Here is a 20561-nt window from a genome sequence, read left to right on the forward strand (position 1 = left end):
AGTGCTACGGGTACTCTGGGCACCATGAAGCCCACCATTATCGATGCCGATACTGGACACGAACTATGGACCGCGGTCGAATGCGCTGCTTTTTCCGGCACCGCACGTGGCACTTTCACCAGCTACGCTGGCCGCAAGAAGGCTCCTGAACCCGTCGCGAAGCTTCATGGGTTGACCCTGTGGGATTCCGAAGAAGTTCGCGCATGGCACGCCAATCGGAAGAGCCGCACCAAGAGCACCGACTCCGCCGAATCATAGATACCTACCCATACCCAATCATTTCCTGGTTCCCGAGCTACATCTGTCGGACAGATATGTAAGCTCGGGAACTTTTTTCGCTCTACATGCGTTATCTCAAGTAATTACAAGCAGTACCCGCAATTTCCTTTTTGGAGGCCTAGCCCATGGGGGCTTTAATCCTGATCGCGATCACCGTCGGCGGCGCAATTATCATCGCGTCGATGGCTCAAAACCGCTCTAACAGGGCCTTTGATGCTCGCCAGAACAATCAATTGGAAGACGCCGTCGCAGACGCCCGCCGATGGATTGAGCGACTGGGCTCACAGGTATTGAACCTGGCTGGCACCGATTCGGCTTCCACGCAGGCTCTTGCTGACGCATCCGAGCGCTACAATGCCGCTTCCTCGCAGATTTCTACTGCGCGCACCCCGGCACAGGCGCGAATGGCCCGCGAATCGGCGCTGGAGGGCCTGCACTACATCAATGCGGCTCGCGAAATTATGGGCCTGCCGGCGGGGCCGACACTGCCACCGCTGGAGGGGCAGAAGGCCGCTGGTTCTGTGACCGAAACTCGCACCATTGAGCACGAAGGCCACTCGGTTACCGCCTCTCCATACGCCACCCCGGAAACTCCGAACTACTACCCCGGTGGTCGTGTCGCTGGCCGTCCGGTTCCGGCCGGTTGGTACTCCGAGCCATGGTGGAAGTCCGCGCTCCGCACCGGTGTCTGGACCGCAGGCTCGATGCTGCTGTTCTCTACCCTCTTCCACGGTATGGCCGGTGTTGCCTACGGCGCTGATGAGTTCGCCAGCGGCATGGGCACCGGCGCTGACGACTTCGGCGGCACCGAGGACTTTGGAGCCGAAGACTTCGGTGGCGACGATTTCGGTGGAGATGACCTTGGCGGCGACTTCGGTGGCGGCGGTGCAGATGCCGGTGACGCAGGCGACGGCGGAGGCTTCTTCGACGGCCTCTTCGGTGGCGGCGACGGCGGCGGCGACGGCGGCGGATTTTTCGACGGCGGATTCGACGGTTTCGATATTTAGAAAAAGCCCGGCGCCGCTATTTCGCTAAATCCGCAAAAGGATCGACAGTGCCGTCTGTCTGAGGCCGATACTCAATTTTTCTGGCGGCGAATCGACCAGCTTCCTTGCCAAGGATGCTGCTAATTAAAGCAACAGCCATATCCATACCTGCTGCGACTCCTGATGAGCTCCAGCGATCTCCGTCTTCAACCCATCGAGCCGCTTTCACCCACGTCACTTCGTTTCCGAACGAGGTAGCCCAATCAAAAGCCAACTTATTACTAGTTGCCCGCTTTCCTTCAAGAAGCCCAGCCGCAGCAAGCAGTGCGGAACCTGTGCAAACCGATGCCACTAACCGCGCCCGGGATCCGAGGTTGTTGAGCCAGTCCAAAAACTCTGCATCGTCAACTAGTGTTCTACTCCCGGCTCCACCAGGAACTAGAAGAATATCGACCGTTTCGAGGTCAGTGGCACAACGTGTGGCGATAACCTGCGCCCCCTGAGCGCTGGTTATCGGACCAGCAATGTTGGCGACATATTCGACCTCAATCTCTGGGACATGGCCAAAAAGGCCAACCGGTCCAAATACGTCCAAGAGCTCGAACCCGGGGAATAGCACAACAGTTACTCGGCGATGCGCTTCTTGATTTGTCATACGACAATTCCTACTCCGTCTACACATGAAAAAAGGTCTGGTCCCAGAGTTTTCTGGAACCAGACCCCTTTTTTATTCCTATCAACAGATAGCGAACAGCAATCCCTTTAAGCTTCTGGCAGCTCCGGGGCAACGCCAGTCTTTTCGTACTCTGCCAGAATGTCGATGCGGCGCTGGTGACGCTCCTCCTCGCTCCACGGCTGGGAGACGAAAGCATCGACGATAGCCAGGGCCTCTTCCTCAGAGTGCATACGACCGCCGAGGCCGATCAGCTGAGCATTGTTGTGCTCGCGGGCGAGCTTTGCGGTCTCCACCGACCAAGCCAGCGCACAACGAGCGCCCTTGACCTTGTTAGCAGCAATCTGCTCGCCGTTGCCGGAACCGCCGAGCACGATGCCCAGGCTGCCCGGATCAGCGACGGTACGGGAAGCCGCCTCAATGCAGAATGCTGGGTAATCATCTGCAGGGTCGTAGGTGTGAGCGCCGCAATCAACGACGTCGTGGCCAGCCTTCTCCAGGTGGGCCTTAATCAGGTTCTTCATCTCAAAACCGGCGTGGTCTGCACCAAGGTAAATACGCATGGCAGCAAGTTTAGCGGTTCCCACGGATTCCACGGCGCCTGCACCCGTTTTAGGTATTGCTTGACGACGTCTCCTGCGCAGCCGAATAGGGTGAAAAGTGACTGTATTTGCGTTTCAGCACGCCTTCGAAACCGGAAATTGGGTGCTTTTACCGTGTCTCCTGCGCCGCAAGCTCACTTCCAAGTCGATCCTGAAGCCCATGGCTCCCATGGGAATCATCACGCACCGGTGGTGCGAACGGTTCGGCATGACATCAACAAGAAACCATTTATTGTCATTTGGGAGGTCACGCGGGCTTGTGGCTTAGTCTGCAAGCACTGCCGTGCAGATGCGCAGCACGAGCCGCATCCTCACCAGCTTTCGACCACCGAGGGCAAGATGCTGCTGGAGACCTTGGCGTCGTATAGCAAGCCGAAGCCGCTTGTAGTGCTCACCGGCGGTGATCCTTTTGAGCGTGATGACCTGGAAGAATTGGTGCGATTCGGCACGGAGCAGGGCCTGAATATGTCGCTATCTCCATCGGTGACGCCGCGGCTCACGCCAGAGCGGATTCAGTCACTGCGTGAGGCCGGTGGCAAGGCGATGTCCATGTCGCTCGATGGCGCGACTGCCCAGACCCATGACAAGTTCCGTGGATTTTCGGGCACTTTTGAAAAGACGCTCGAAATGGCTCCGCACATCAACGAGGCCGGTTACCGGCTGCAGATTAACTCGACCCTGACCAAGGGAAATATTCATGAGGCGCCAGCGCTGCTGAAGACCGTCATGGAGATGCAGGCCAAGATGTGGTACGTCTTTTTCCTCGTTCCCACTGGTCGCGGTGCGGATTTGGGCGCATTGTCACCGGAGGAACGCGAGGATGTTCTGCACTGGTTGTCTGATGTGTCCAACCGAATTGCCATTAAGACGACGGAGGCGCCGCAGTATCGGCGCGTCGTCATGCAGCAGGAGGAAGCGAAGGAAAAGGGGCTGCCACCCTATGAGGGCGGCGAGCTCTACCGTTACTTGACCGAGGAAACGACAAAGCTGCTCGGTGCTGTGCCGGAAAAGCCACGTCGCCCGCGCTCCCCCATGGCCGTCAATTCCGGGTCAGGTTTTGCCTTCATTGACCACATCGGCGACGTCTACCCCAATGGTTTCCTGCCGTTGCACTGCGGTAATGTAAAGGCAACACCCTTCCAAGAGATTTATTCCAACTCGCCGGCTTTTAAGGCTCTCCGCGATCCTGATAATTGGCACGGCAAGTGCAGCGTCTGTGAATACCACAGCGTATGCGGTGGATCCCGCTCGACTGCTTACGCTTTGACCGGGGATTACACGGCATCCGATCCGACATGCATCTACATCCCGCCACGGTGGGCTGCCATGAGCGAAGAAGAACGGCAGGCCTCCACCGGGCAGAATGCCGAAGCTGGGGCCGCTCAGGTTTCTTAGCCGCATGCCCCAGCTGCTACAGGTTTCTTAGTCGAAGCGCGGATCCTCAGTGCGAGAGCGCTTAATTTCGAAGAAATACGGATAGCTGGCGACGGCAACCGAGCCGTCGAAAATCTTGCCGGCTTCTTCGCCGCGTGGGATACGGGTAAGCACCGGACCGAAGAAGGCAACGTCGTTGAGCTTGACCACCGGAGTGCCGACGTCGTTGCCGACCTCCTTCATGGCCTCTGCGTGGTTTTCACGCATGAGCTCATCGAACTCGGTAGTCAGGGCCTGTGCCAGGCGCTCTTCCGGCAGTCCAACCTCTGCGAGGGCTTCCTTAATCAGTTCGTCGAATGCGTGCTCCGGCTCGTCGACATGCGCGTGGCGATCGATGCGGTTTTCGTTGTGAATCTTCGTGCCCAGCGCGGTGTAGAGCTTGTCGACAGCCTCCTGACCATCCTGGGAGAACACTGCATTAAACAGGCGTGCCGGGGTCCAGTTGCACTGCATCATGAACTTGTACTCTTCCGGCAGCTCGTCGCGGCCTTCATTGAGTACCGACAGGCTCATCGGCTTCCACTCGACCTCGATGTCGCGGACCTTTTCGACTTCCTTAATCCAGCGGGATGTCACCCAGCAAAACGGGCAGGAAACGTCGAAGTAGAAAGTGACCTTGTCTCGATTGCTCATGTGAAAGTCCTCCTAAAGCATTGATTGACTTATCAACGACTATAGGGCGGAATTTTTTGGCTCGCATTCATGCATTCCGCGCATAATCGGAGTCTGACTCCAATCCGGGGTCGTGGTTACACTTGTCGCATGACTTCCACGAACCTAACCAGGACCGAAGCCGCCGACCGTGCGGCCATGCTCGAGGTGTCCCACTACGACATCTCTCTCGACCTCACTACCGCACCTGTTGGCGCGCCGCACAGCGCACCAACATTCGCTTCCAAGACCACAATTTCTCTGACGGCGAAGCGCGCTGGTTCCACCTTTATTGACCTGCGTGATGCGGTTGTTAAGAGTGTGACCATCGACGGTGTCGATGCCACGGAGGCCGCTCGTTATGCCAGCGAGACCGGTATTAACGTGGACCTGACCGAAGGCGACCACACCGTCGTTATCGACGCGGACTGCCGTTACACCAACAACGGCCAGGGCATTCACCGGTTCCAGGATCCTGCCGACGGCGAAACATACCTGTACTCGCAGTTTGAAACTGCCGATGCCAAGCGCGTGTTCGCCTGCTTTGACCAGCCGGATTTGAAGGCGACGTACTCAATCCACGTCGTGGCACCGAAGGGTTGGAAGGTTGTTTCCAACTCGGTGGCCAAGACCGGCGCCACCACCGATGTCCACGGCAATGAGGCCGATACCTTCGACTTCTCGGTGGATGTTCCGCTGTCGACGTATCTCGTCGCAGTCTGTGCGGGCCCGTGGCACGAGGTCACTGACTCGTGGACCGGCACTGTCGCACCGCACCCGGAGACCCCTGCCGAGCACCAGCCGGATGGCGAGCTGACCATTCCGCTGGGGCTCTACTGCCGCCAGTCCATCGCCGAGTACCTCGATGCCGACACCTTGTTCAAGGAAACCAAGGAAGGCTTCGACTTCTACGCCAAGCATTTCGGTGAGCCCTACCCGTTCGGTAAGTACGACCAGATCTTCTGCCCGGAGTACAACATGGGCGCGATGGAAAACGCCGGCTGTGTGACCATCCGCGACGAGTACGTCTTCCGCTCCAAGCCCACTCACTACCTCTACGAACGCCGCAACGACACCATCCTGCACGAGATGGCTCACATGTGGTTCGGTGATTTGGTCACCATGCAGTGGTGGGATGACCTCTGGCTCAATGAGTCCTTCGCCACCTGGTCGGCCGCCGCCGCTCAGGTCGAAGTTTCCGATTACAGCCACGCCTGGACCACCTTCGCCAACGTAGAGAAGGCCTGGGCCTACAAGCAGGATCAGCTACCGTCGACGCACCCGATTGCCGCCGATGCCAGCGACATTGACACCGTCGAGCAGAACTTCGACGGCATCACCTACGCCAAGGGCGCATCCACGCTCAAACAGCTGGCCGCCTACGTTGGTCAGGATGCTTTCCTCGCCGGTGCCCGCCTTCACTTTGCCCGCCACCGCTTTGGCAACGCCACCTTCGCGGACCTTTTGGAGGCGCTCTCCGAGGCCTCGGGACGCGATCTGTCCGGCTGGGCCGATCAGTGGCTGACCACCACCGGCATCACCACTTTGGCACCGGAGTTCCAGCAAGAGGACGGCAAGTACACTTCCTTCGCAGTCACGCAGGAAGGTGCCGAGCCGGGTGCTGGTGAACTCCGTGACCACCGAGTCGCCGTGGGCATCTACAACCTGCGCGGCACCGGATCGGATGCCGTACTCGAGCGCACCAAGCGCGTGGAAATCGACGTCCGTGGTGCACGCACCGAAGTCCCAGAGCTGGTCGACACCCCAGTCGGCGATGTCGTGCTGGTTAACGACGACGACCTCACCTACAGCATGATCCGCTTGGACGAAGGCTCGCTTGCCACCGTCATCGACAACATCGGCGCCTTCACCGATTCAATGGCACGCACACTGTGCTGGTCCGCTACCTGGCAGATGGTTCGCGCAGGCCAGATGCGCGCTCGCGACTTCGTCAACCTGGTGCTCCGCGGCATCCCGGGCGAGGACAAGCTCTCCGTCTTGGAGCGCGTCATCGCTCAGGCGGTCAGCGCCGTCAACGTCTACGCCGATCCACAGTGGGCTGATTCCACCGGCCGCGACCTGCTGGCTCAGGGCCTGTTGGACTACGCGAAGAAGGAAACCGACGCCGACCGCGCCCTGGTTTTCGTTAACGCTTTGACCACCGTGGGCTCGTCGAATAGCGACGTCGTTGACGCACTGCGCGCCATCTACACTGGCGACGCAGACAAGGCTGGTTTCCCAGCTGTCACGGTAGACACCGACATGCAGTGGCGCGCCCTGAAGCCGCTGGTTTCCGCCGGTCTCGAGGGCGAGGAAGCCATCGCAAAGCTTGAAAAGACCGACAACTCGGCACTCGGTGCGCAGGCCGCCATCGCCTGCCGCGCCTCCGTGCCGACGCTCGCCAACAAGTCCCGCGTCTGGGCAGAGGCGACGGTCTCCGGCAACGATGCCCCGTCGAACCTTGTCATTCGCCACTTGCTGGCCGGCTTCAACGCGCCGGGCTCGGGTGAGGTGCTCGCACAGGCGCTTGACGACGACTCCCGCGCCACCATCAACGCGGAGCAGTCGGCGACCTCGCTGTCGGAGCACTTCTTCGCCGTTGCCAACAGCTGGTGGAAGCAGTTCTCCTCCGAGACGGCACAGACGCTGCTCGAGGGCTTCTACCCAACCTGGGAGATCAGCGATGATGCAATTGCAGCCGCTCAACGTCTGCTCGACAGCGACGAGACTGCATCGCCGGTCAAGCGCATCATCTCTGAGCAGCAGTTCCTGGTGAAGCTCGCTCTTCGTGCCCGCGAGTTCGACGCGAAGTAACAAGTGATTTCGGCCGGCACTTTGGCCGTTATCGTTTTCGTGGCATCAAGTCGATAGACTTGGTGCCATGACAACTTCTCAGACGCTCTTTGACTCCGTCGGCGGCGAGGATGTCTTCAATCGCATCGTCCATGGCTTTTACACGCGTATGCGTTCCGATGACCTCATCGGCCCGATGTACCCCAGCGATGACTGGGAGGGCGCCGAGGATCGACTCCGCATGTTCCTCGTCCAGTACTGGGGCGGGCCGCGTTCGTACAGCGAACAGCGTGGTCATCCGCGCCTGCGCATGCGCCACATGCCGTTTTCCATCGGCGAAGCCGAACGCGACCGCTGGCTGGAGATCATGAGCGCCTCACTCGCAGACATTTCCGATGAAGAGCTCCCCCGCCCCCAGCGCGAAGCCATGTGGAACCACATGGTGCAGGTCGCTGACATGCTCATCAACCGCTTCGACGCGCAGTAGGAATTAGGCCCCTGCCCCGCTAGTTCAGCAGCCCCGCTAGTTCAGCAGCGGCAGCACGCCAAAGGACTCGAGCGTAAAGATCGAGCCAAACCGTCCATCCAGCCGGTGCCACCGTCCCTTCGTGGACACGCGCACCGGCTCTTTTTCATCCGGTTGCTCTGGAATGAAGCCCATCGCACACAGCGCAAACACATCCCGCATGGTCACGTCGACAACGCTTTTCGACGTCTCCTGCGACTGCCCCTCCCCTGAGTCAACGGCGGCTTCACCGGCCTCTCCGCTGACAGTGAGAACCTTCTGATCCAGCAGAGATGGCGGCATACCCATGGGGCCGGAAGATTCCACAGCGACCGCGCGCCCCTGCTTCTCGAGAGTCCGGAAAGCAGTGGCCGGAACATAGTCGACAACCTGCCATCCTTCCGGAACTGGCAAGAATCCCGGCCAGGAGGACGCCGACTGCGCATGCACCCGATACGGCAGCGCGGTGAGCGAAGCTTCTTTGTCCTCCGCATTGTCGGATGATTTTGCCTGCGCAAAGGCACGCACTGCGATGTCTTTAATCTCCGCGGCAGTGACGATGATGTCGTCGGGAAGCGCGTGTAGCGCAATTGTGCGCATGGCGAGCGGGCCGATCGGGGTCTTCACCCATACCTGTGACATTGCTGGCGCAGCGGTGGGCTCGGGCGATGAACTGATACCGGCGGCGGCGGTCTTTCGTGCGCGGATGCGAAGCAACGTGTTCTCGTCGAGGGCGTAGGCCTTATGGGCTAGGACGCCCAGGTTCTTCAGGGCATCGGGAGTGCCGAAGGTCAGCTCGGCAGCGGGATGAGAAGTGGTCACGGCGAATTACTTGTCCTGGTCTTCCTTGTTGTCTTCGATTGCGGGAGCTGCAAAACGCTCCAGTTCACGGCGGGCAGACGGGGAGAGCTCGACTGCCTTCGCAGTCTTGAGATCAAACATCACCATCACGGTTTCGAGCACAGCCACGATGTGACCATGCTGGTCGGAGATAGTCTGGCGGAGTGTGAAAGAGGTGCGACCGAAGTTGATGATCTCGGTCTCAACCACAACTTCCTGGGTGTCCGGCAAGATAGCGCGGACGTAGTCAATCTCCAGGCGACGCACCACTGCCGCAGGCATACCTGCCCCGCCGCCGAGGCCGCGCATCACAAAGTCGAGACGAGCCTGCTGGGCGTATTCCAGGAATGCGGTGTTGTTAGCGTGACCATACTGATCAAAATCAGACCAGCGGATAGCGACGTTGGTACGAAATGGTGCTGATTCAGTCATACCCAGAACTATAGGCGTTTTCTGGAGCTACGAACCTGCAAATAACGCGAAAGCCCGGGACCTGTGCACTGGTGCGAGCCAGTCCACACGGTTCCGGGCGTTGCCGTTGGCAAAGATCAGATTCGCGGGAAACTGATTAGCGGGTCAGGCGACGGTGAGTGACACGCGACGGGCGTGCAGCCTCCTCGCCGTAACGCTCAATCTTGTTCTTCTCGTAGCCCTCGAAGTTGCCTTCGAACCAGAACCACTTGCCCTCTTCGAAGTTGCCTTCCCATGCGAGGATGTGGGTACAGGTGCGGTCCAGGAACCAACGGTCGTGGGAAATGACCACGGCACAGCCCGGGAAGTTCTGCAGTGCGTTTTCCAGCGAAGACAGGGTTTCGACGTCAAGGTCGTTAGTCGGCTCATCCAGGAGGATAAGGTTTCCTCCCTGCTTGAGGGTCAGCGCGAGGTTCAGACGGTTGCGCTCACCACCGGAGAGAACCTTCGACGGCTTCTGCTGATCCGCGCCCTTGAAACCGAAAGCAGATAGGTATGCACGAGACGGCATCTCGTTCTGGCCGACCACGATGTAGTCGAGACCATCAGAGACAACCTCCCAAACGGTCTTTTCCGGATCGATGTTTTCACGGCCCTGGTCAACGTAGCTGAGCTGAACAGTCTGACCGACCTTGACCTCACCGGAATCCGGCTGCTCCAGCCCCACGATGGTCTTAAACAGGGTGGACTTACCAACACCGTTCGGGCCAATCACACCGACGATGCCGTTACGCGGCAGGGTGAACGACAGATCCTTGATCAGGACGCGGCCATCAAAGCCCTTCTCCAGGTCCTTGACCTCAACAACCTGGTTACCCAGGCGCGGCGGGGTCGGAATCTGAATTTCTTCGAAGTCGAGCTTCTTGTACTGCTCGGCTTCCTCCACCATCTGCTCGTAGCGCTCCAGACGGGCCTTGTTCTTGGCCTGGCGAGCCTTCTGCCCCGAGCGGACCCACGCCAGCTCATCCTTCAGGCGCTTCTGCAGCTTGGCGTCCTTCTTACCTGCAACCTCAAGGCGCTCAGCCTTCTTCTCCAGGTAAGTCGAGTAATTGCCCTCGTACGGGTAGAGCTTGCCGCGGTCGACCTCACAAATCCAGCCAGCGACGTGATCCAGGAAGTAACGGTCGTGAGTCACGGCCAGGACAGCGCCCGGGTACTTAGCCAGGTGCTGCTCGAGCCACAGCACAGACTCGGCGTCCAGGTGGTTAGTCGGCTCGTCGAGAAGCAGCAGGTCCGGCTCGGAGAGCAGCAGCTTTGCCAGTGCTACACGACGACGCTCACCACCGGAGAGGTGAGTAACCGGCTCGTCCGCCGGCGGGCAGCGAAGCGCATCCATTGCCTGCTCAATCTTGGAATCCAGCTCCCAAGCATCAGCGGCGTCGAGCTCCTCCTGGAGCTTGCCCATTTCTTCCATGAGCTCGTCGGTGTAATTGGTGGCCATCTCCTCGGCGATGGCTTCAAAACGAGCCTTCTTCTCGAAGATGTCGCCGAGGCCCTCCTCGACGTTGCCGCGAACGGTCTTCTCCTCATTCAGCGGAGGCTCCTGCAGCAGGATGCCGACAGTGGCGCCCGGCTCCAGGAAAGCTTCACCGTTACTCGGCTGATCAAGGCCAGCCATAATCTTCAGAATCGACGACTTACCTGCGCCGTTCGGACCGACCACGCCGATCTTTGCGCCCGGGTAAAACGCCATGGTGACGTTGTCGAGAATAACCTTATCGCCGTGCGCCTTGCGCACGTTTTTCATCTGGTAGATGAACTCACCCATGGTGGAATTTCGTCCCCTCGTAGAAAGGAAATAAGCAATCCCTGTAGAGGTTACGCATAGGAACCAAAAGGCACAATCTACATGGGCGTACCCGCAATCCTTTCCCACCAAAATCTCTGCCAGGCTCCTAGCAAAACTAGCTGCGAGATAACGCTGCCGAATCGTATGCGATCCCTCCCCTTTCTCAGCAGCGTCACCTCACGTGCAGTAATTACCCCTCCCCTCTTTCCGCTCTTTCAGCGGCTCCCCCTCATTCCGCTCTACAACGATGTACTGGCTCCTGGGTTAGAACGGCGCACTGACTCCTGCATCAGCCATTTCTCGCTGCTCCGAACTAGCTGCACCTGTGTTCCCCGCCTCACCAGCGCCGCCCGTACTAGCAGTGAAGGTGCGCACGGCCCCGGCCTGAGACGCAACTGTCTCAGTAACCGAAGCTTCCGAATCCCCAGTCGATGACTCACCAAGACCAGTCGGCGACTCATGCGGCTTCTCAGTCATAGTCTTCACCGTTGCCAGGTGACGGCGCAGATTCGGACCTACCGCCTTAGCAATGATCTTCTGGCGCTGATGCTTCGTACCATCATCGCCCTCCCAGCGATCCGTACGAACGTGACCGTGGACAATGACGGCTTGGCCCTTCCACACCGTGTTATTCACGTTCTCGGCGAGCTTGCCCCAACATTCAACATCAAAATATGACGTCTCCGACTGCTCCCAACCATTCTCCCCCTTCCATGACTTGCTGGATGCCACAGAAAACTTGCAGACCTTTGCCCCAGAATTGGTATTTCGATTTTCCACATGATGGACCACATTGCCCACCACGGTAATAACTGCCTCAGACATCGGGCTCCTCCCCCAAAGAAAGCGTTTACCTACTGCGGCCGAATAATTCGAAGGTGTCTCATTCGTGCCGTGCCAATTACTTTTCCGGCTTCGAGAAACAAATGAAAGAGGTACATAAAAAGCCTGTGGATAAGTTTGTCGAAAAGACAACTATCCACAGGCTACGTATGAAGTTGAGGGGCGAAGTCGCGGCAATCCTCGTCGTCAAGCATGCAAAATCAGCTTAACGACGCTACCTTCCGCGCCTCTTCGAGGCATCAATCGGATTATCCATGTGCACCGGATGCTGCGCGTCAACCTCCGAGGTGTAGTAATCGCGCTCATCCTCGCCGCCAACACCGACCTGCTGGCTCATGCGAGCGAGCATTTCGTTGTAAGCGGCCAACTCCTCATCATTGTTGCGGTCCGCGACGCGGTCGTAGCGGGCTGCATCCTTTTCATCGGAACGCCGCCACTGTACAAACAGCGCAACGGTGACGATGTAGAGCGGAACCTCACCGGCAGCCCACGCGACGGCACCACCAACGTTCTGATCTTCCAGGAGATTCACTGCCCAAGGGAGATCCAGGCTGGCGTAGTAGGTCTCGGCAAGCACCTGCTGCGACTGCATCAGCGAAATACCGAACCAAGCGTGGAACGGCAACGACCCCATCAGCGTGACCAGCTTGACCGACGGCTCAATCTGCTGTGGTGCAGCATCGACACCGATAATGACCCAGTAGAAGATGTAACCGGAGATCAAGAAGTGGATGTTCATGAACACGTGGCCCGCGTGCTCATCAGCCAGGAAGTCGTAAATCGGTGTCATGTAGAGCAGGTAAAAGCCCGCGACGAACTGCACCGTTGCCACAACCGGGTGCGTGAGGAAACGCGACACCGGGTTGTTGATGAAGACCACCAGCCACTCACGAATACCAGGCAGACCATCGCGGCCGGCCGGCTTCAGCGCACGCAGCGCGAGCGTAACTGGGCCGCCCAGGACCAGCATGACCGGAATGCCCATGGAGTAAAGCATGTGGGCGATCATGTGAACCGAGAACAGAGCCGGCATGTACACGCCCAGCGCGCTGCACGAAGTAAACAGCAGCGTGGCACAGCCGGCGAGCCACCACAGGGTGTTGGACAGCGGCCAGGTACCGCCGCGCTTCTTCAGCAAGTAGAGCCAGTACAAGTAAATCCACGCGGCAATGATGGCGGCAGAGCCGAAGAAGATGTCAAAGCGCCACTGCGTGAACATGGCCTCCCAACCGAATGGGATCTCCAGGTTGTAACCTAGCTTGACCTGCATCTGCGTAATCGACGGCAGGCCCTCACCGCCGGCCTGCTCAGAGAAATTCGGTGGCGGCGGAGTACGGCCCAGAGCTACGGCAACGCCGATTGTCAGCGCCATGATGATGACCTCGACAATGGCCAGACGCCAGAATGGACGATTCGACTGAGCGCGCTCAATCTCCGGAATGGTGATCTTGCGGTGCACATAGCCGCATAGGCCCAGCAAGATAGTGAGAACGGCCTTGACCAGCACCATGATGCCGTAGTTGTTGCTGACCAGGTCAGACCAGTCAATGTTGATGGCTGCGTTAATGAAGCCGGAGGCAGACATGGCGATGAAAGCCACCAACGCCACGAAAGAATAGCGCTTCACTACCTCTGGCATCCATTCACCGCGACGACGCGCGTGGCCAACCAGCGCCATCAAACCGCCGACCCAAAACACAGTGAAGGTCAAGTGCCAGATGTAGGAGTTAGTGCCGTAGTCATGGGCACCACCGGAGGCATTGTGGCTTACAACCGCCAGCGGCATCATCGACACCAAGCTGATGGCGAAGAACACCGGCTGCCAAATCCACTTACGAGTCAGCGATGAACCAAGCGCCACAATGCCCGCAAAAATAGCTACCCACAGCCACGCCAAGCCCTCCTTGGTCTGCTCCAACGACACAGCCCAGTTACTCAGCTGAATCGTCGTCGACAGCGGCTGGCCCGACACATCGGAGAGCACCAGCGGAATCTCCATCAGCGCCATGAGGCCCCAGCCGAGCATGGCCCACATACCCGTGCGGGATGCCGTGTAGCCGTCGAGGCCCAAAGTGCCGTCGGCACGCTGCTTCGTACCGAAAGCGGCGAGCATAAACGAACCGACACCGAGGCAGGCGAGCAGCTCACCGGCCGCCTTCGCGAACGGGAACCCGAAGGTGGTGATTGTGCCGGGATCGGGAATACCCAACGTGGCGCGCGAATCCATGTTGAACGCCATCGAGAGCAAACCAGCTAGAACGCCGCCGATAAGTACAAAAACAACGTACCAACCAGCAGATTTACGGACTTTCTTATCCTTGCTAACAGGCGGAGAGGTCTCGGCCTTGGTCGTGGCAGTCATAGCCCTAAGCTTAGCGACCAAAGTCCCTAGAACAGAACCGGTTGTGATTGGCTACATTAGAGACGCTACAATGCTTTTCTTAGCTAGCCTCCATAGCTCAGTGGACAGAGCAGTCGGCTTCTACCCGATTGGTCGAGGGTTCGAATCCTTCTGGGGGCGCGTTTTCTACCCCCGTCTTGAACTGGTGTTTTACGAGTTCAGGCGGGGGTTTACCCTATCTAACTACCCCCGCTAATGTAGGCTCAGATTGGCTCTTGTTGGTTTAAATGCAGCGGAAATGCAGCGGATTTTGGGCATGAAAAAGGTGCCCCACCGGCCAGCTGTTCGGAAATCCCGAACAGCTCAAACCAGCGGGGCAACGGCTCTTCATTAGTTCTCGGTCGGTGGATTCCTGGCTGTCGGTAGCGCCTGCGAATCTCCCACACTTGGTGCCGCAAACCGGCGCTACATCCGAGCCCGTGAACTGGCTCAAGCACCCCGCTCTGGTAACCCGCATTCGACACCAGAGCAGAATATTCCGCAGCCCAGATAGCTGCCGGGCTACTCATCTCCCATACCAAGTACGCTGCAGCGGAAGCAATCTACGAACCAGCCACTGGGGCCATAGCCCGGGAATTTGATGTCGCCACTCAGCTACTGCCAGTGTGGCGAGAACTGCTCGAGAGAACACGAACATGCGGCGGGCGACGTATCGGGGGTGTTTTACACTAGGTTTTGAGGTCAAATTTACCCCCGTCGTGTGGTCAAAGATTGAAAACCATTCACCTTAACGCAGAATAAGGGCAGTCATAAAGAACGCCAAGAAAGGAATCATGCGATGGCCGCCCACACCGCCAAACGAGTCCTCATCATCGCAGCCTGTGTTGCAATTCCGTTCGCCGCTGCCTGCGGATCAAACAACGACCCCTCCCCATCAAGCAGCAACATGTCGACCAGCTCGACATCAACGCCCTCGCCGTCAAGCACCACGTCCACTGAATCCACCACTGATTCTCCGTCTGAATCATCAAGCCCAAAGAACAGCCCCAACCCCACCCTCGAGCACACCACCGAACCTACCTCTTCGCCCCGTGGAGGTGAGTCCACGTCCGCACGCCCAACCGGGTATACCGAAGCCCCAGGCCAAGCAGAACCATCTGAAATGAACAAAACCGTGGCATCCTGCGGCGACCCCGCTTTGCATGAGACCGGGACAACATTCTTCACCGACGGTTCAAGCGGCTGGACGCAGCAGTGCGCCTCCCAGATGATGGCGCAGCAGCCGGCGGCGACACCAGAACCAGCTCCGGCTCCCGCCGCGCCGGCTCCTGAACAGCAAGAATACTACGTAACCCCAGGCGCTTACTGTTCAGGAGGAGGAACAGGAGTCAGTAAGAACGGCACACCTATGACCTGCTCCGCCGGCCCGGACGGCCAAGCCCGCTGGCGCTCTCAATAAACAAAGGAAACGCAATGACTTTCGAAGACCGCACTACGCAAGCCGCCGCAAGGAAGCCGTTCTATAAGCGCTGGTGGTTCATCTTACTGACGGTGCTAATCGTTCTCGCCCTCGTATTTTTCGGTGTGGTGTTATACGAGGCAAAGCGCATCGCCGGTGATATCGACGCCTCAGTTGATGATTGCAAGGAGCAGGTCATCAACCGCGCTAAATACCCTGGGGGCGCGAGAATCGTTGACTACGACGTGGAACATTCTCCTGTAGAAAATTCCAACCACGCTGTTCGTGTAACTGGTGAAGCTGACTTCCCAAATGGATTCGGGACACCGGTGCGGATGACGTTTGAATGTCCAAACATCATTGTATTCGGCTCCGACGGATACAAAGTGCTCGATGTATATGTCCACGAAAAGTAAGGCCGTCTCTCTCCCCCCCCCCTTCCCTTATCTAGAATGACGATTCACATGAATAAGAAATTCCTCGCAGGCGCATTATTAACCACGATTCTCGTCAGCGCCTGTGGCACTGACGAATGGGCAAGCGCTGAAGACGAACGCGATGCATACGCATCTCTTCTATGCAGCCGGGCACTTAAGGATGACGCGGCAGCACAGCAGGTGTTTACAGAGATCCTTACTAACAAAGATGATTACTCGCATGCAGATTACAAGGCTGCGATGAAGGGGATGCTGCATCTGGAGGGCGCCGAGGCTATCGGCGGAGAGAACCTGGAGATTGACGCTGCGGGTGACGGGTCATGCAGTGGGTGGCTGTGGAATAAGTACCGGGAGCAGAATTGGGATGACGAGCAGATGCGGAATTTTAAGCCGTCTGATGCTCGTGAATTGGGTTTGCTTGAGGATTAACGGTAATGGGAAGAGGCGCTCAATCCGATACAGCATCAGGGAGCGCCCCACTCCTACGCCCCCGCAGTATCGACGGAAACAAATAGTGCGCTCAACAAGGTGAGATCCCATTGGCAAAACGTGTCTATCTTTACGCTGACGAAACAGGAAACCTCGACTACACAGGAACACCTAACCCCCAGGGTGGTGGCGCCTCAACATACTTCGGTTTCGGCACCGCAACCTTCAGCACAGATCATCACGGCGACAATCTGCTCCAGGGGCTTCATCTAAGGGCTCAGTGCGCAAAACAAAATATGAAGCTCACTAGGGGCTTCCACGCTGTCGATGATTCCGCGCGGACCCGCAATGAAATGTTTCAAGAAATCAAAAGACAAGCGCCACGGTTCGACACAACCTTTCTCTACAAATCCAACGCTTACGAATCTGTTAAGCAAGCAGGACCTATGCGTTTATACAAGATGGCGTGGTACCTGCACTTAAAGGAGATTGCACTACAGGTATCCCGACCTGAGGATGAGCTTTTCGTAATCGTGGCCGAGTTCGGAACCAAAGGAATTCGAAAGGCCGCATTCGAGGCGGTCCACGACGTCTGCCAACAAATTAAACGAAACATCACCTTGTGTGTATGGACATCACAATCAGCCTGGGGGCTCCAAGTTGCTGATTACGGATTATGGGCAGTGCAGCGACATCTTGAAGGCAAAAAATGCTCTTGGTACAAGCCGTGTATCGAGCCAACTCTTGCTAGTACTTTCACGCCCTGGGGAATGCCTTAGACATGCTGAAACCGGCTATCTCACCTATCAGGGTGGGAAGTCCTCCCCTGGAGGACTTATCGCCGGTTTCAACCTCATTTTACCCACACCAGAAAAACTACGCAAAGGACACCACCTAACGCGCCCCAACATGACCGATGCAGACTCCGCCTGCGAACCCTGGCGCGTAACAGACTGAGCCCCAGTAGTGACATCAGTCCGCGCACGGATCAACTACGTAGCGAACGGACGCACCTCAAGAACCATCCCACTGCCCTCGGCAAGCGTGAACAATACAGAAAGCAAAAAGGCTCAGTGCCGAAGGACCACTACCGCGCACCAGACGGCACTACCCAGCCAGATCAAGGCTTCCGCAAGAGATGAACGCGTCGCGTGTTCATGTGGAGCCGTACTGAGGTTTAGCAGTTTGGCCAGATTAAACGCTCGGATGTGCAAAACCTGCCGTCAACTTTCAGCGTTGGGGCGGCCACGGTGAGGAAAGCTCATAGCTGTCTGCAAAAAGTTCTCGATGTCGCAGCCGGTGAAATGGCGCTGGCCGTGGTGTGGGCCTGCCGAGCAAACCGGAAGCTGCCAAGATGTACCTGGCCGCTGAGCGGGTCAAGAAACTAGACAAAGACTCCAAGCGCGCTGAGCCCATCTCGCTTCTGGCAACCGCCGGACTGTAGTAGAGCAAGGTGACGGTACTGCGAGTACGTGACGTTTTTGTTCTGCGCGGTCGTATGCATGTGGAGCGAAGCGCCGTGACAGTTCGGTGAGAGGTCATTACCGGCACGCCGAAGATCTATGAGCAGCTGATGGTGGCGGCGCCGAAGCGGATCACGCGGAGGCTAAAGCCACATTTGAAGGATGAGTTTCCGGATGCGTTTCTGTGGCTTGCGATTGATGGTGACCCGTTGCCGACGCCGAGTGAGCCGGATTGGTATTACTGAGATCTTGAGCGGGTGATGAAGGAATACGGAACGCGTATGTGATGCCGCACGGCCTGCGGGGGACTGACGAAAGGCAGCGGCGCTAACCCAAGGATTGAACAGCGCCAGCCCGGCCACCACTCTGCCGCAATGAGCCTAGATATCTACGTAGAACTCAAGGAAGACAACCTCGATACTGTCGCATAAGGTATCGAATCTGCTTGGTGATAGCCAGGTAGGTTAAATCTGCCCGTCGCTTTCTAGTTCAGGTGTCGTGGGAATGTCGTGGGGTGGCGCCTATTTGCCCTGTTCATACAGGTAGTTGGGGTTTTCCAGGTGGGTTCGAATCCTTCTGGGGGCGCAAAAATAACCCGCCTGAACTGGTTTTATACCAGATGCAGGCGGGTTTTTACTTCTTAGTTCTTCTTGTTATCCGCAGGATCCGGGCGCAAGTAGCGGTCAACCATGTCGACGACCTCTTCGACAGATTCCTTGTCTAGCGTCGCGTCCTTGCCATCCGGGCGCCACACCAGCACCATCGTCTGAATCAGACGGTAAATGTTGCGCGCCAGCAGATATGGATCGTGCTCGCGAATAGTGCCGTCTTCCTGCCCGTGACGGACACCGGGGAGAATGAATTTCTCCACAATTTCCAGCTGTGTATCGCTCATCTCTCCAGTGAGCGCTTCTAAGACACGGTCGGGATCTGTCTTGACCAGGCCAGGGAAAAAGTCACTTTCGATGATGCGTTGAACGACGATTCGAATACGCAGCAACATGCGAGCGCGCGAATCGCCAGGGACATAGCGGAGCCCCTCAAGCATGTGCAGGATTTCGCGGTTGGTCACTTCCCCCAGAAGCTCACCAATGTCAGCGTATCGACGATATACGGTCGGACGCGAAACTCCTGCCTTGCGAGCAATTTCTGCAATCGAAGTCCTACGCAAGCCCACAGTCATTACGCTTTCGCGCGCAGCGGCAATGATGACATCATCGACGGATGGTTTCTGTGCCGCAGTGGTGCTTTGAGCAGCGTCGCCAACACGCCTCGTCTCATCCATGTAACTATTTCTCCCGTTGGAATCCGAACTCAGAAGTAATTTTATCAGGCAAATAGGTCGATTTAGTTCATGCCCCGTTGTCCAATTCTAAGATCTTACTTTCCAGTTAATTTCGTTTCCCCCACAATTCGCTCCACAAACCACACGGCAATCCACACGCCCGACCACAGCACAATCCACATCGCTAAGCTGGGCGTAGTCAGCGTGTGCCCCACAGCCCAGTCCGGGCACAAAATAAGGCGCACTGCAGAATCATGCCGAATCTCAGCGAAAGGTGAAATCATGGCTCAGCCCGATCCCGACCTCCAGCTCTCCCCTGAGCTCGACCGCATCGTGTGGATTGACTGTGAGATGACGGGCCTCGAACCCGAGCGCCACGTCATTGTCGAAATCGCGGCTCTCGTCACCGATGCCAACCTCAACGTCCTCGGGGAAGGCGTGGACATCGTCGTGCACGCGTCCGAGACCGAATTGGCGCAGATGGATGATTTCGTCACCAAGATGCATGCGAAGTCCGGCCTGGATCAGGAAATTCGCGACAGCAAGACTAATGTCGCCGACGCCGAACAGGCTGTTTTGGACTACATCCGTCAGTGGGTTCCCGAGCCGCGCACCGCCCCACTGGCAGGCAACTCGATTGCCTCCGACCGCAAGTTCATCCACCGCTACATGCCAGAGCTCGACCAGCACCTGCACTACCGCATGATTGATGTCTCTTCCTTCAAGGAACTTGCCCGCCGCTGGTACCCCCAGGTCCTCAAGGGCGCTCCAGAAAAGGGTCTCGCTCACCGAGCTCTTGCAGATATCAAGGAGTCGATCCGCGAGCTGGACTACTACCGCCGCGCCATGCTTCTGCCCCACCCCGGCCCCGAAGGCGACGCTATTTCTGCCGCAAGCAAGGAATCGACGGAAAAGTACGGTGAGATTCGCGGCTAGCTCGCTTTACGACGACCCAAACCCCACCCTTTCCCAAATTCATCCGGGTTGACCTGCTGTTTTTGTTTCCAGCCCACTGTGGGCTACCATATAGTTCGCTGCAGAGATGAGCTGAGAAAACAGCTCCTTTCATGCGGTAATGGTGACTGTAGTTCAGTTGGTAGAGCACCAGGTTGTGATCCTGGGTGTCGCGGGTTCGAGTCCCGTCAGTCACCCCAAGTAGAACCCTCGGCCAGGTTTTTCCGGGCCGAGGGTTTTTGTGTTTCCGCCTTAGCAACTGCGTTTATGGTTGGCGGCGGCGGGCCAATCCAAGTTACTGACTGCGTTTATGACAAAAATGGCCTG

21 protein-coding genes and 2 tRNA genes are annotated in these 20561 nt (G+C 57.6%); 12 read left to right on the forward strand and 11 right to left on the reverse strand.

Going from position 1 to position 20561, the window contains the following annotated elements:
- The first annotated feature begins 24 nt into the window (after positions 1-24).
- Both HMPREF2547_RS03110 and HMPREF2547_RS03115 read left to right on the forward strand, forming a co-directional pair.
- Positions 25-258 (forward strand): hypothetical protein, encoded by a 234-nt coding sequence (locus HMPREF2547_RS03110; RefSeq protein ID WP_048734899.1) that lies wholly within the window; start codon positions 25-27, stop codon positions 256-258.
- A gap of 146 nt (positions 259-404) precedes the next feature.
- Positions 405-1286: a hypothetical protein gene (locus HMPREF2547_RS03115; protein WP_016422295.1), complete on the forward strand. Its 882-nt coding sequence runs from the start codon at positions 405-407 to the stop codon at positions 1284-1286.
- A 16-nt stretch (positions 1287-1302) separates the two neighbouring features.
- Here the strand turns inward: HMPREF2547_RS03115 and HMPREF2547_RS03120 are convergent, their stop codons facing one another.
- Entirely contained in the window at positions 1303-1920 is a 618-nt protein-coding gene (locus HMPREF2547_RS03120) for a DJ-1/PfpI family protein (protein WP_016422294.1), read from the reverse strand.
- A gap of 107 nt (positions 1921-2027) precedes the next feature.
- Positions 2028-2501 carry a ribose-5-phosphate isomerase gene (locus HMPREF2547_RS03125; RefSeq protein WP_005511109.1) on the reverse strand — a complete coding sequence of 158 codons (474 nt, stop codon included), beginning with the start codon at positions 2499-2501 and terminating at the stop codon, positions 2028-2030.
- 228 nt (positions 2502-2729) lie between these two features.
- On the opposite strand from HMPREF2547_RS03125, the gene HMPREF2547_RS03130 reads away from it, so the two are divergent.
- Positions 2730-3935: a TIGR04053 family radical SAM/SPASM domain-containing protein gene (locus HMPREF2547_RS03130; protein WP_049170988.1), complete on the forward strand. Its 1206-nt coding sequence runs from the start codon at positions 2730-2732 to the stop codon at positions 3933-3935.
- Positions 3936-3962: 27 nt separating this feature from the next.
- Here the strand turns inward: HMPREF2547_RS03130 and HMPREF2547_RS03135 are convergent, their stop codons facing one another.
- Positions 3963-4607 carry a mycothiol-dependent nitroreductase Rv2466c family protein gene (locus tag HMPREF2547_RS03135; RefSeq protein ID WP_016422291.1) on the reverse strand — a complete coding sequence of 215 codons (645 nt, stop codon included), beginning with the start codon at positions 4605-4607 and terminating at the stop codon, positions 3963-3965.
- A 129-nt stretch (positions 4608-4736) separates the two neighbouring features.
- On the opposite strand from HMPREF2547_RS03135, the gene pepN reads away from it, so the two are divergent.
- Positions 4737-7439 (forward strand): aminopeptidase N, encoded by a 2703-nt coding sequence (pepN, locus tag HMPREF2547_RS03140; protein ID WP_049170984.1) that lies wholly within the window; start codon positions 4737-4739, stop codon positions 7437-7439.
- Positions 7440-7506: 67 nt separating this feature from the next.
- The gene (locus HMPREF2547_RS03145; RefSeq protein WP_038628076.1) at positions 7507-7905 is read left to right on the forward strand and encodes a globin; all 399 of its coding nucleotides are present in this window, start codon (positions 7507-7509) and stop codon (positions 7903-7905) included.
- Between the two features lie 36 nt (positions 7906-7941).
- Here the strand turns inward: HMPREF2547_RS03145 and HMPREF2547_RS03150 are convergent, their stop codons facing one another.
- The 5 genes from HMPREF2547_RS03150 to HMPREF2547_RS03170 form a co-directional block, all read right to left on the reverse strand.
- Complete coding sequence (locus HMPREF2547_RS03150; protein ID WP_048734886.1) at positions 7942-8745, reverse strand: DUF8185 domain-containing protein; 804 nt, start codon at positions 8743-8745, stop codon at positions 7942-7944.
- 6 nt (positions 8746-8751) lie between these two features.
- Positions 8752-9195, reverse strand: a complete 444-nt coding sequence (locus tag HMPREF2547_RS03155) for an acyl-CoA thioesterase (protein ID WP_048734885.1) — start codon at positions 9193-9195, stop codon at positions 8752-8754.
- 136 nt (positions 9196-9331) lie between these two features.
- Positions 9332-11002: an energy-dependent translational throttle protein EttA gene (ettA, locus tag HMPREF2547_RS03160; RefSeq protein ID WP_016422285.1), complete on the reverse strand. Its 1671-nt coding sequence runs from the start codon at positions 11000-11002 to the stop codon at positions 9332-9334.
- Positions 11003-11287: 285 nt separating this feature from the next.
- Entirely contained in the window at positions 11288-11848 is a 561-nt protein-coding gene (locus HMPREF2547_RS03165; RefSeq protein WP_049170979.1) for a single-stranded DNA-binding protein, read from the reverse strand.
- Positions 11849-12080: 232 nt separating this feature from the next.
- Positions 12081-14228, reverse strand: coding sequence for a bifunctional copper resistance protein CopD/cytochrome c oxidase assembly protein (locus HMPREF2547_RS03170; protein ID WP_049170976.1), 2148 nt, complete (start codon positions 14226-14228; stop codon positions 12081-12083).
- Positions 14229-14314: 86 nt separating this feature from the next.
- Here HMPREF2547_RS03170 and HMPREF2547_RS03175 point away from each other — a divergent pair.
- Positions 14315-14387 (forward strand) — tRNA-Arg (locus HMPREF2547_RS03175).
- A 651-nt stretch (positions 14388-15038) separates the two neighbouring features.
- Here the strand turns inward: HMPREF2547_RS03175 and HMPREF2547_RS10835 are convergent.
- Positions 15039-15314 carry a hypothetical protein gene (locus HMPREF2547_RS10835; RefSeq protein WP_160313715.1) on the reverse strand — a complete coding sequence of 92 codons (276 nt, stop codon included), beginning with the start codon at positions 15312-15314 and terminating at the stop codon, positions 15039-15041.
- Between the two features lie 366 nt (positions 15315-15680).
- Between HMPREF2547_RS10835 and HMPREF2547_RS03185 the strand changes: the two genes are divergently transcribed.
- The 4 genes from HMPREF2547_RS03185 to HMPREF2547_RS11045 all read left to right on the forward strand — a co-directional run bounded on the left by HMPREF2547_RS03185 (position 15681) and on the right by HMPREF2547_RS11045 (position 17976).
- Complete coding sequence (locus tag HMPREF2547_RS03185) at positions 15681-16082, forward strand: hypothetical protein (protein WP_049193745.1); 402 nt, start codon at positions 15681-15683, stop codon at positions 16080-16082.
- A gap of 48 nt (positions 16083-16130) precedes the next feature.
- Positions 16131-16532, forward strand: coding sequence for a hypothetical protein (locus tag HMPREF2547_RS03190; protein ID WP_070438898.1), 402 nt, complete (start codon positions 16131-16133; stop codon positions 16530-16532).
- 110 nt (positions 16533-16642) lie between these two features.
- Positions 16643-17311 carry a DUF3800 domain-containing protein gene (locus HMPREF2547_RS03195; protein ID WP_049193743.1) on the forward strand — a complete coding sequence of 223 codons (669 nt, stop codon included), beginning with the start codon at positions 16643-16645 and terminating at the stop codon, positions 17309-17311.
- Between the two features lie 542 nt (positions 17312-17853).
- On the forward strand, positions 17854-17976 hold the full coding sequence (locus HMPREF2547_RS11045; RefSeq protein ID WP_255456329.1) for a hypothetical protein: 123 nt from the start codon (positions 17854-17856) through the stop codon (positions 17974-17976).
- Between the two features lie 659 nt (positions 17977-18635).
- Here the strand turns inward: HMPREF2547_RS11045 and HMPREF2547_RS03200 are convergent.
- Positions 18636-19280 carry a TetR/AcrR family transcriptional regulator gene (locus HMPREF2547_RS03200; RefSeq protein ID WP_016422282.1) on the reverse strand — a complete coding sequence of 215 codons (645 nt, stop codon included), beginning with the start codon at positions 19278-19280 and terminating at the stop codon, positions 18636-18638.
- Positions 19281-19375: 95 nt separating this feature from the next.
- The gene (locus HMPREF2547_RS03205; RefSeq protein WP_042388509.1) at positions 19376-19564 is read right to left on the reverse strand and encodes a hypothetical protein; all 189 of its coding nucleotides are present in this window, start codon (positions 19562-19564) and stop codon (positions 19376-19378) included.
- On the opposite strand from HMPREF2547_RS03205, the gene orn reads away from it, so the two are divergent.
- Positions 19563-20216 (forward strand): oligoribonuclease, encoded by a 654-nt coding sequence (orn, locus tag HMPREF2547_RS03210; RefSeq protein ID WP_016422281.1) that lies wholly within the window; start codon positions 19563-19565, stop codon positions 20214-20216. The two genes, HMPREF2547_RS03205 and orn, sit on opposite strands and share 2 nt — an antisense overlap.
- Positions 20217-20358: 142 nt before the next feature.
- Positions 20359-20434, forward strand: a tRNA-His gene (locus tag HMPREF2547_RS03215).
- Positions 20435-20561: the final 127 nt, after the last annotated feature.

The organism is Corynebacterium sp. HMSC055G02, assembly GCF_001809065.1.
GTDB classification, from domain to species: domain Bacteria; phylum Actinomycetota; class Actinomycetes; order Mycobacteriales; family Mycobacteriaceae; genus Corynebacterium; species Corynebacterium jeikeium_D.

Excerpts from the sequence above, each read along its gene's own strand:
- orn (WP_016422281.1), top strand. The coding sequence starts at position 19,563 with ATGGCTCAGCCCGATCCCGACCTCCAGCTCTCCCCTGAGCTCGACCGC.
- pepN (WP_049170984.1), top strand. The coding sequence starts at position 4,737 with ATGACTTCCACGAACCTAACCAGGACCGAAGCCGCCGACCGTGCGGCC.
- HMPREF2547_RS03125 (WP_005511109.1), bottom strand. The coding sequence starts at position 2,501 with ATGCGTATTTACCTTGGTGCAGACCACGCCGGTTTTGAGATGAAGAAC.
- HMPREF2547_RS03155 (WP_048734885.1), bottom strand. The coding sequence starts at position 9,195 with ATGACTGAATCAGCACCATTTCGTACCAACGTCGCTATCCGCTGGTCT.
- HMPREF2547_RS03170 (WP_049170976.1), bottom strand. The coding sequence starts at position 14,228 with ATGACTGCCACGACCAAGGCCGAGACCTCTCCGCCTGTTAGCAAGGAT.
- HMPREF2547_RS03190 (WP_070438898.1), top strand. The coding sequence starts at position 16,131 with ATGAATAAGAAATTCCTCGCAGGCGCATTATTAACCACGATTCTCGTC.
- HMPREF2547_RS03110 (WP_048734899.1), top strand. The coding sequence starts at position 25 with ATGAAGCCCACCATTATCGATGCCGATACTGGACACGAACTATGGACC.
- HMPREF2547_RS03135 (WP_016422291.1), bottom strand. The coding sequence starts at position 4,607 with ATGAGCAATCGAGACAAGGTCACTTTCTACTTCGACGTTTCCTGCCCG.
- HMPREF2547_RS03185 (WP_049193745.1), top strand. The coding sequence starts at position 15,681 with ATGACTTTCGAAGACCGCACTACGCAAGCCGCCGCAAGGAAGCCGTTC.
- HMPREF2547_RS03120 (WP_016422294.1), bottom strand. The coding sequence starts at position 1,920 with ATGACAAATCAAGAAGCGCATCGCCGAGTAACTGTTGTGCTATTCCCC.
- HMPREF2547_RS03200 (WP_016422282.1), bottom strand. The coding sequence starts at position 19,280 with ATGGATGAGACGAGGCGTGTTGGCGACGCTGCTCAAAGCACCACTGCG.
- ettA (WP_016422285.1), bottom strand. The coding sequence starts at position 11,002 with ATGGGTGAGTTCATCTACCAGATGAAAAACGTGCGCAAGGCGCACGGC.
- HMPREF2547_RS03145 (WP_038628076.1), top strand. The coding sequence starts at position 7,507 with ATGACAACTTCTCAGACGCTCTTTGACTCCGTCGGCGGCGAGGATGTC.
- HMPREF2547_RS03165 (WP_049170979.1), bottom strand. The coding sequence starts at position 11,848 with ATGTCTGAGGCAGTTATTACCGTGGTGGGCAATGTGGTCCATCATGTG.
- HMPREF2547_RS03205 (WP_042388509.1), bottom strand. The coding sequence starts at position 19,564 with ATGATTTCACCTTTCGCTGAGATTCGGCATGATTCTGCAGTGCGCCTT.
- HMPREF2547_RS03115 (WP_016422295.1), top strand. The coding sequence starts at position 405 with ATGGGGGCTTTAATCCTGATCGCGATCACCGTCGGCGGCGCAATTATC.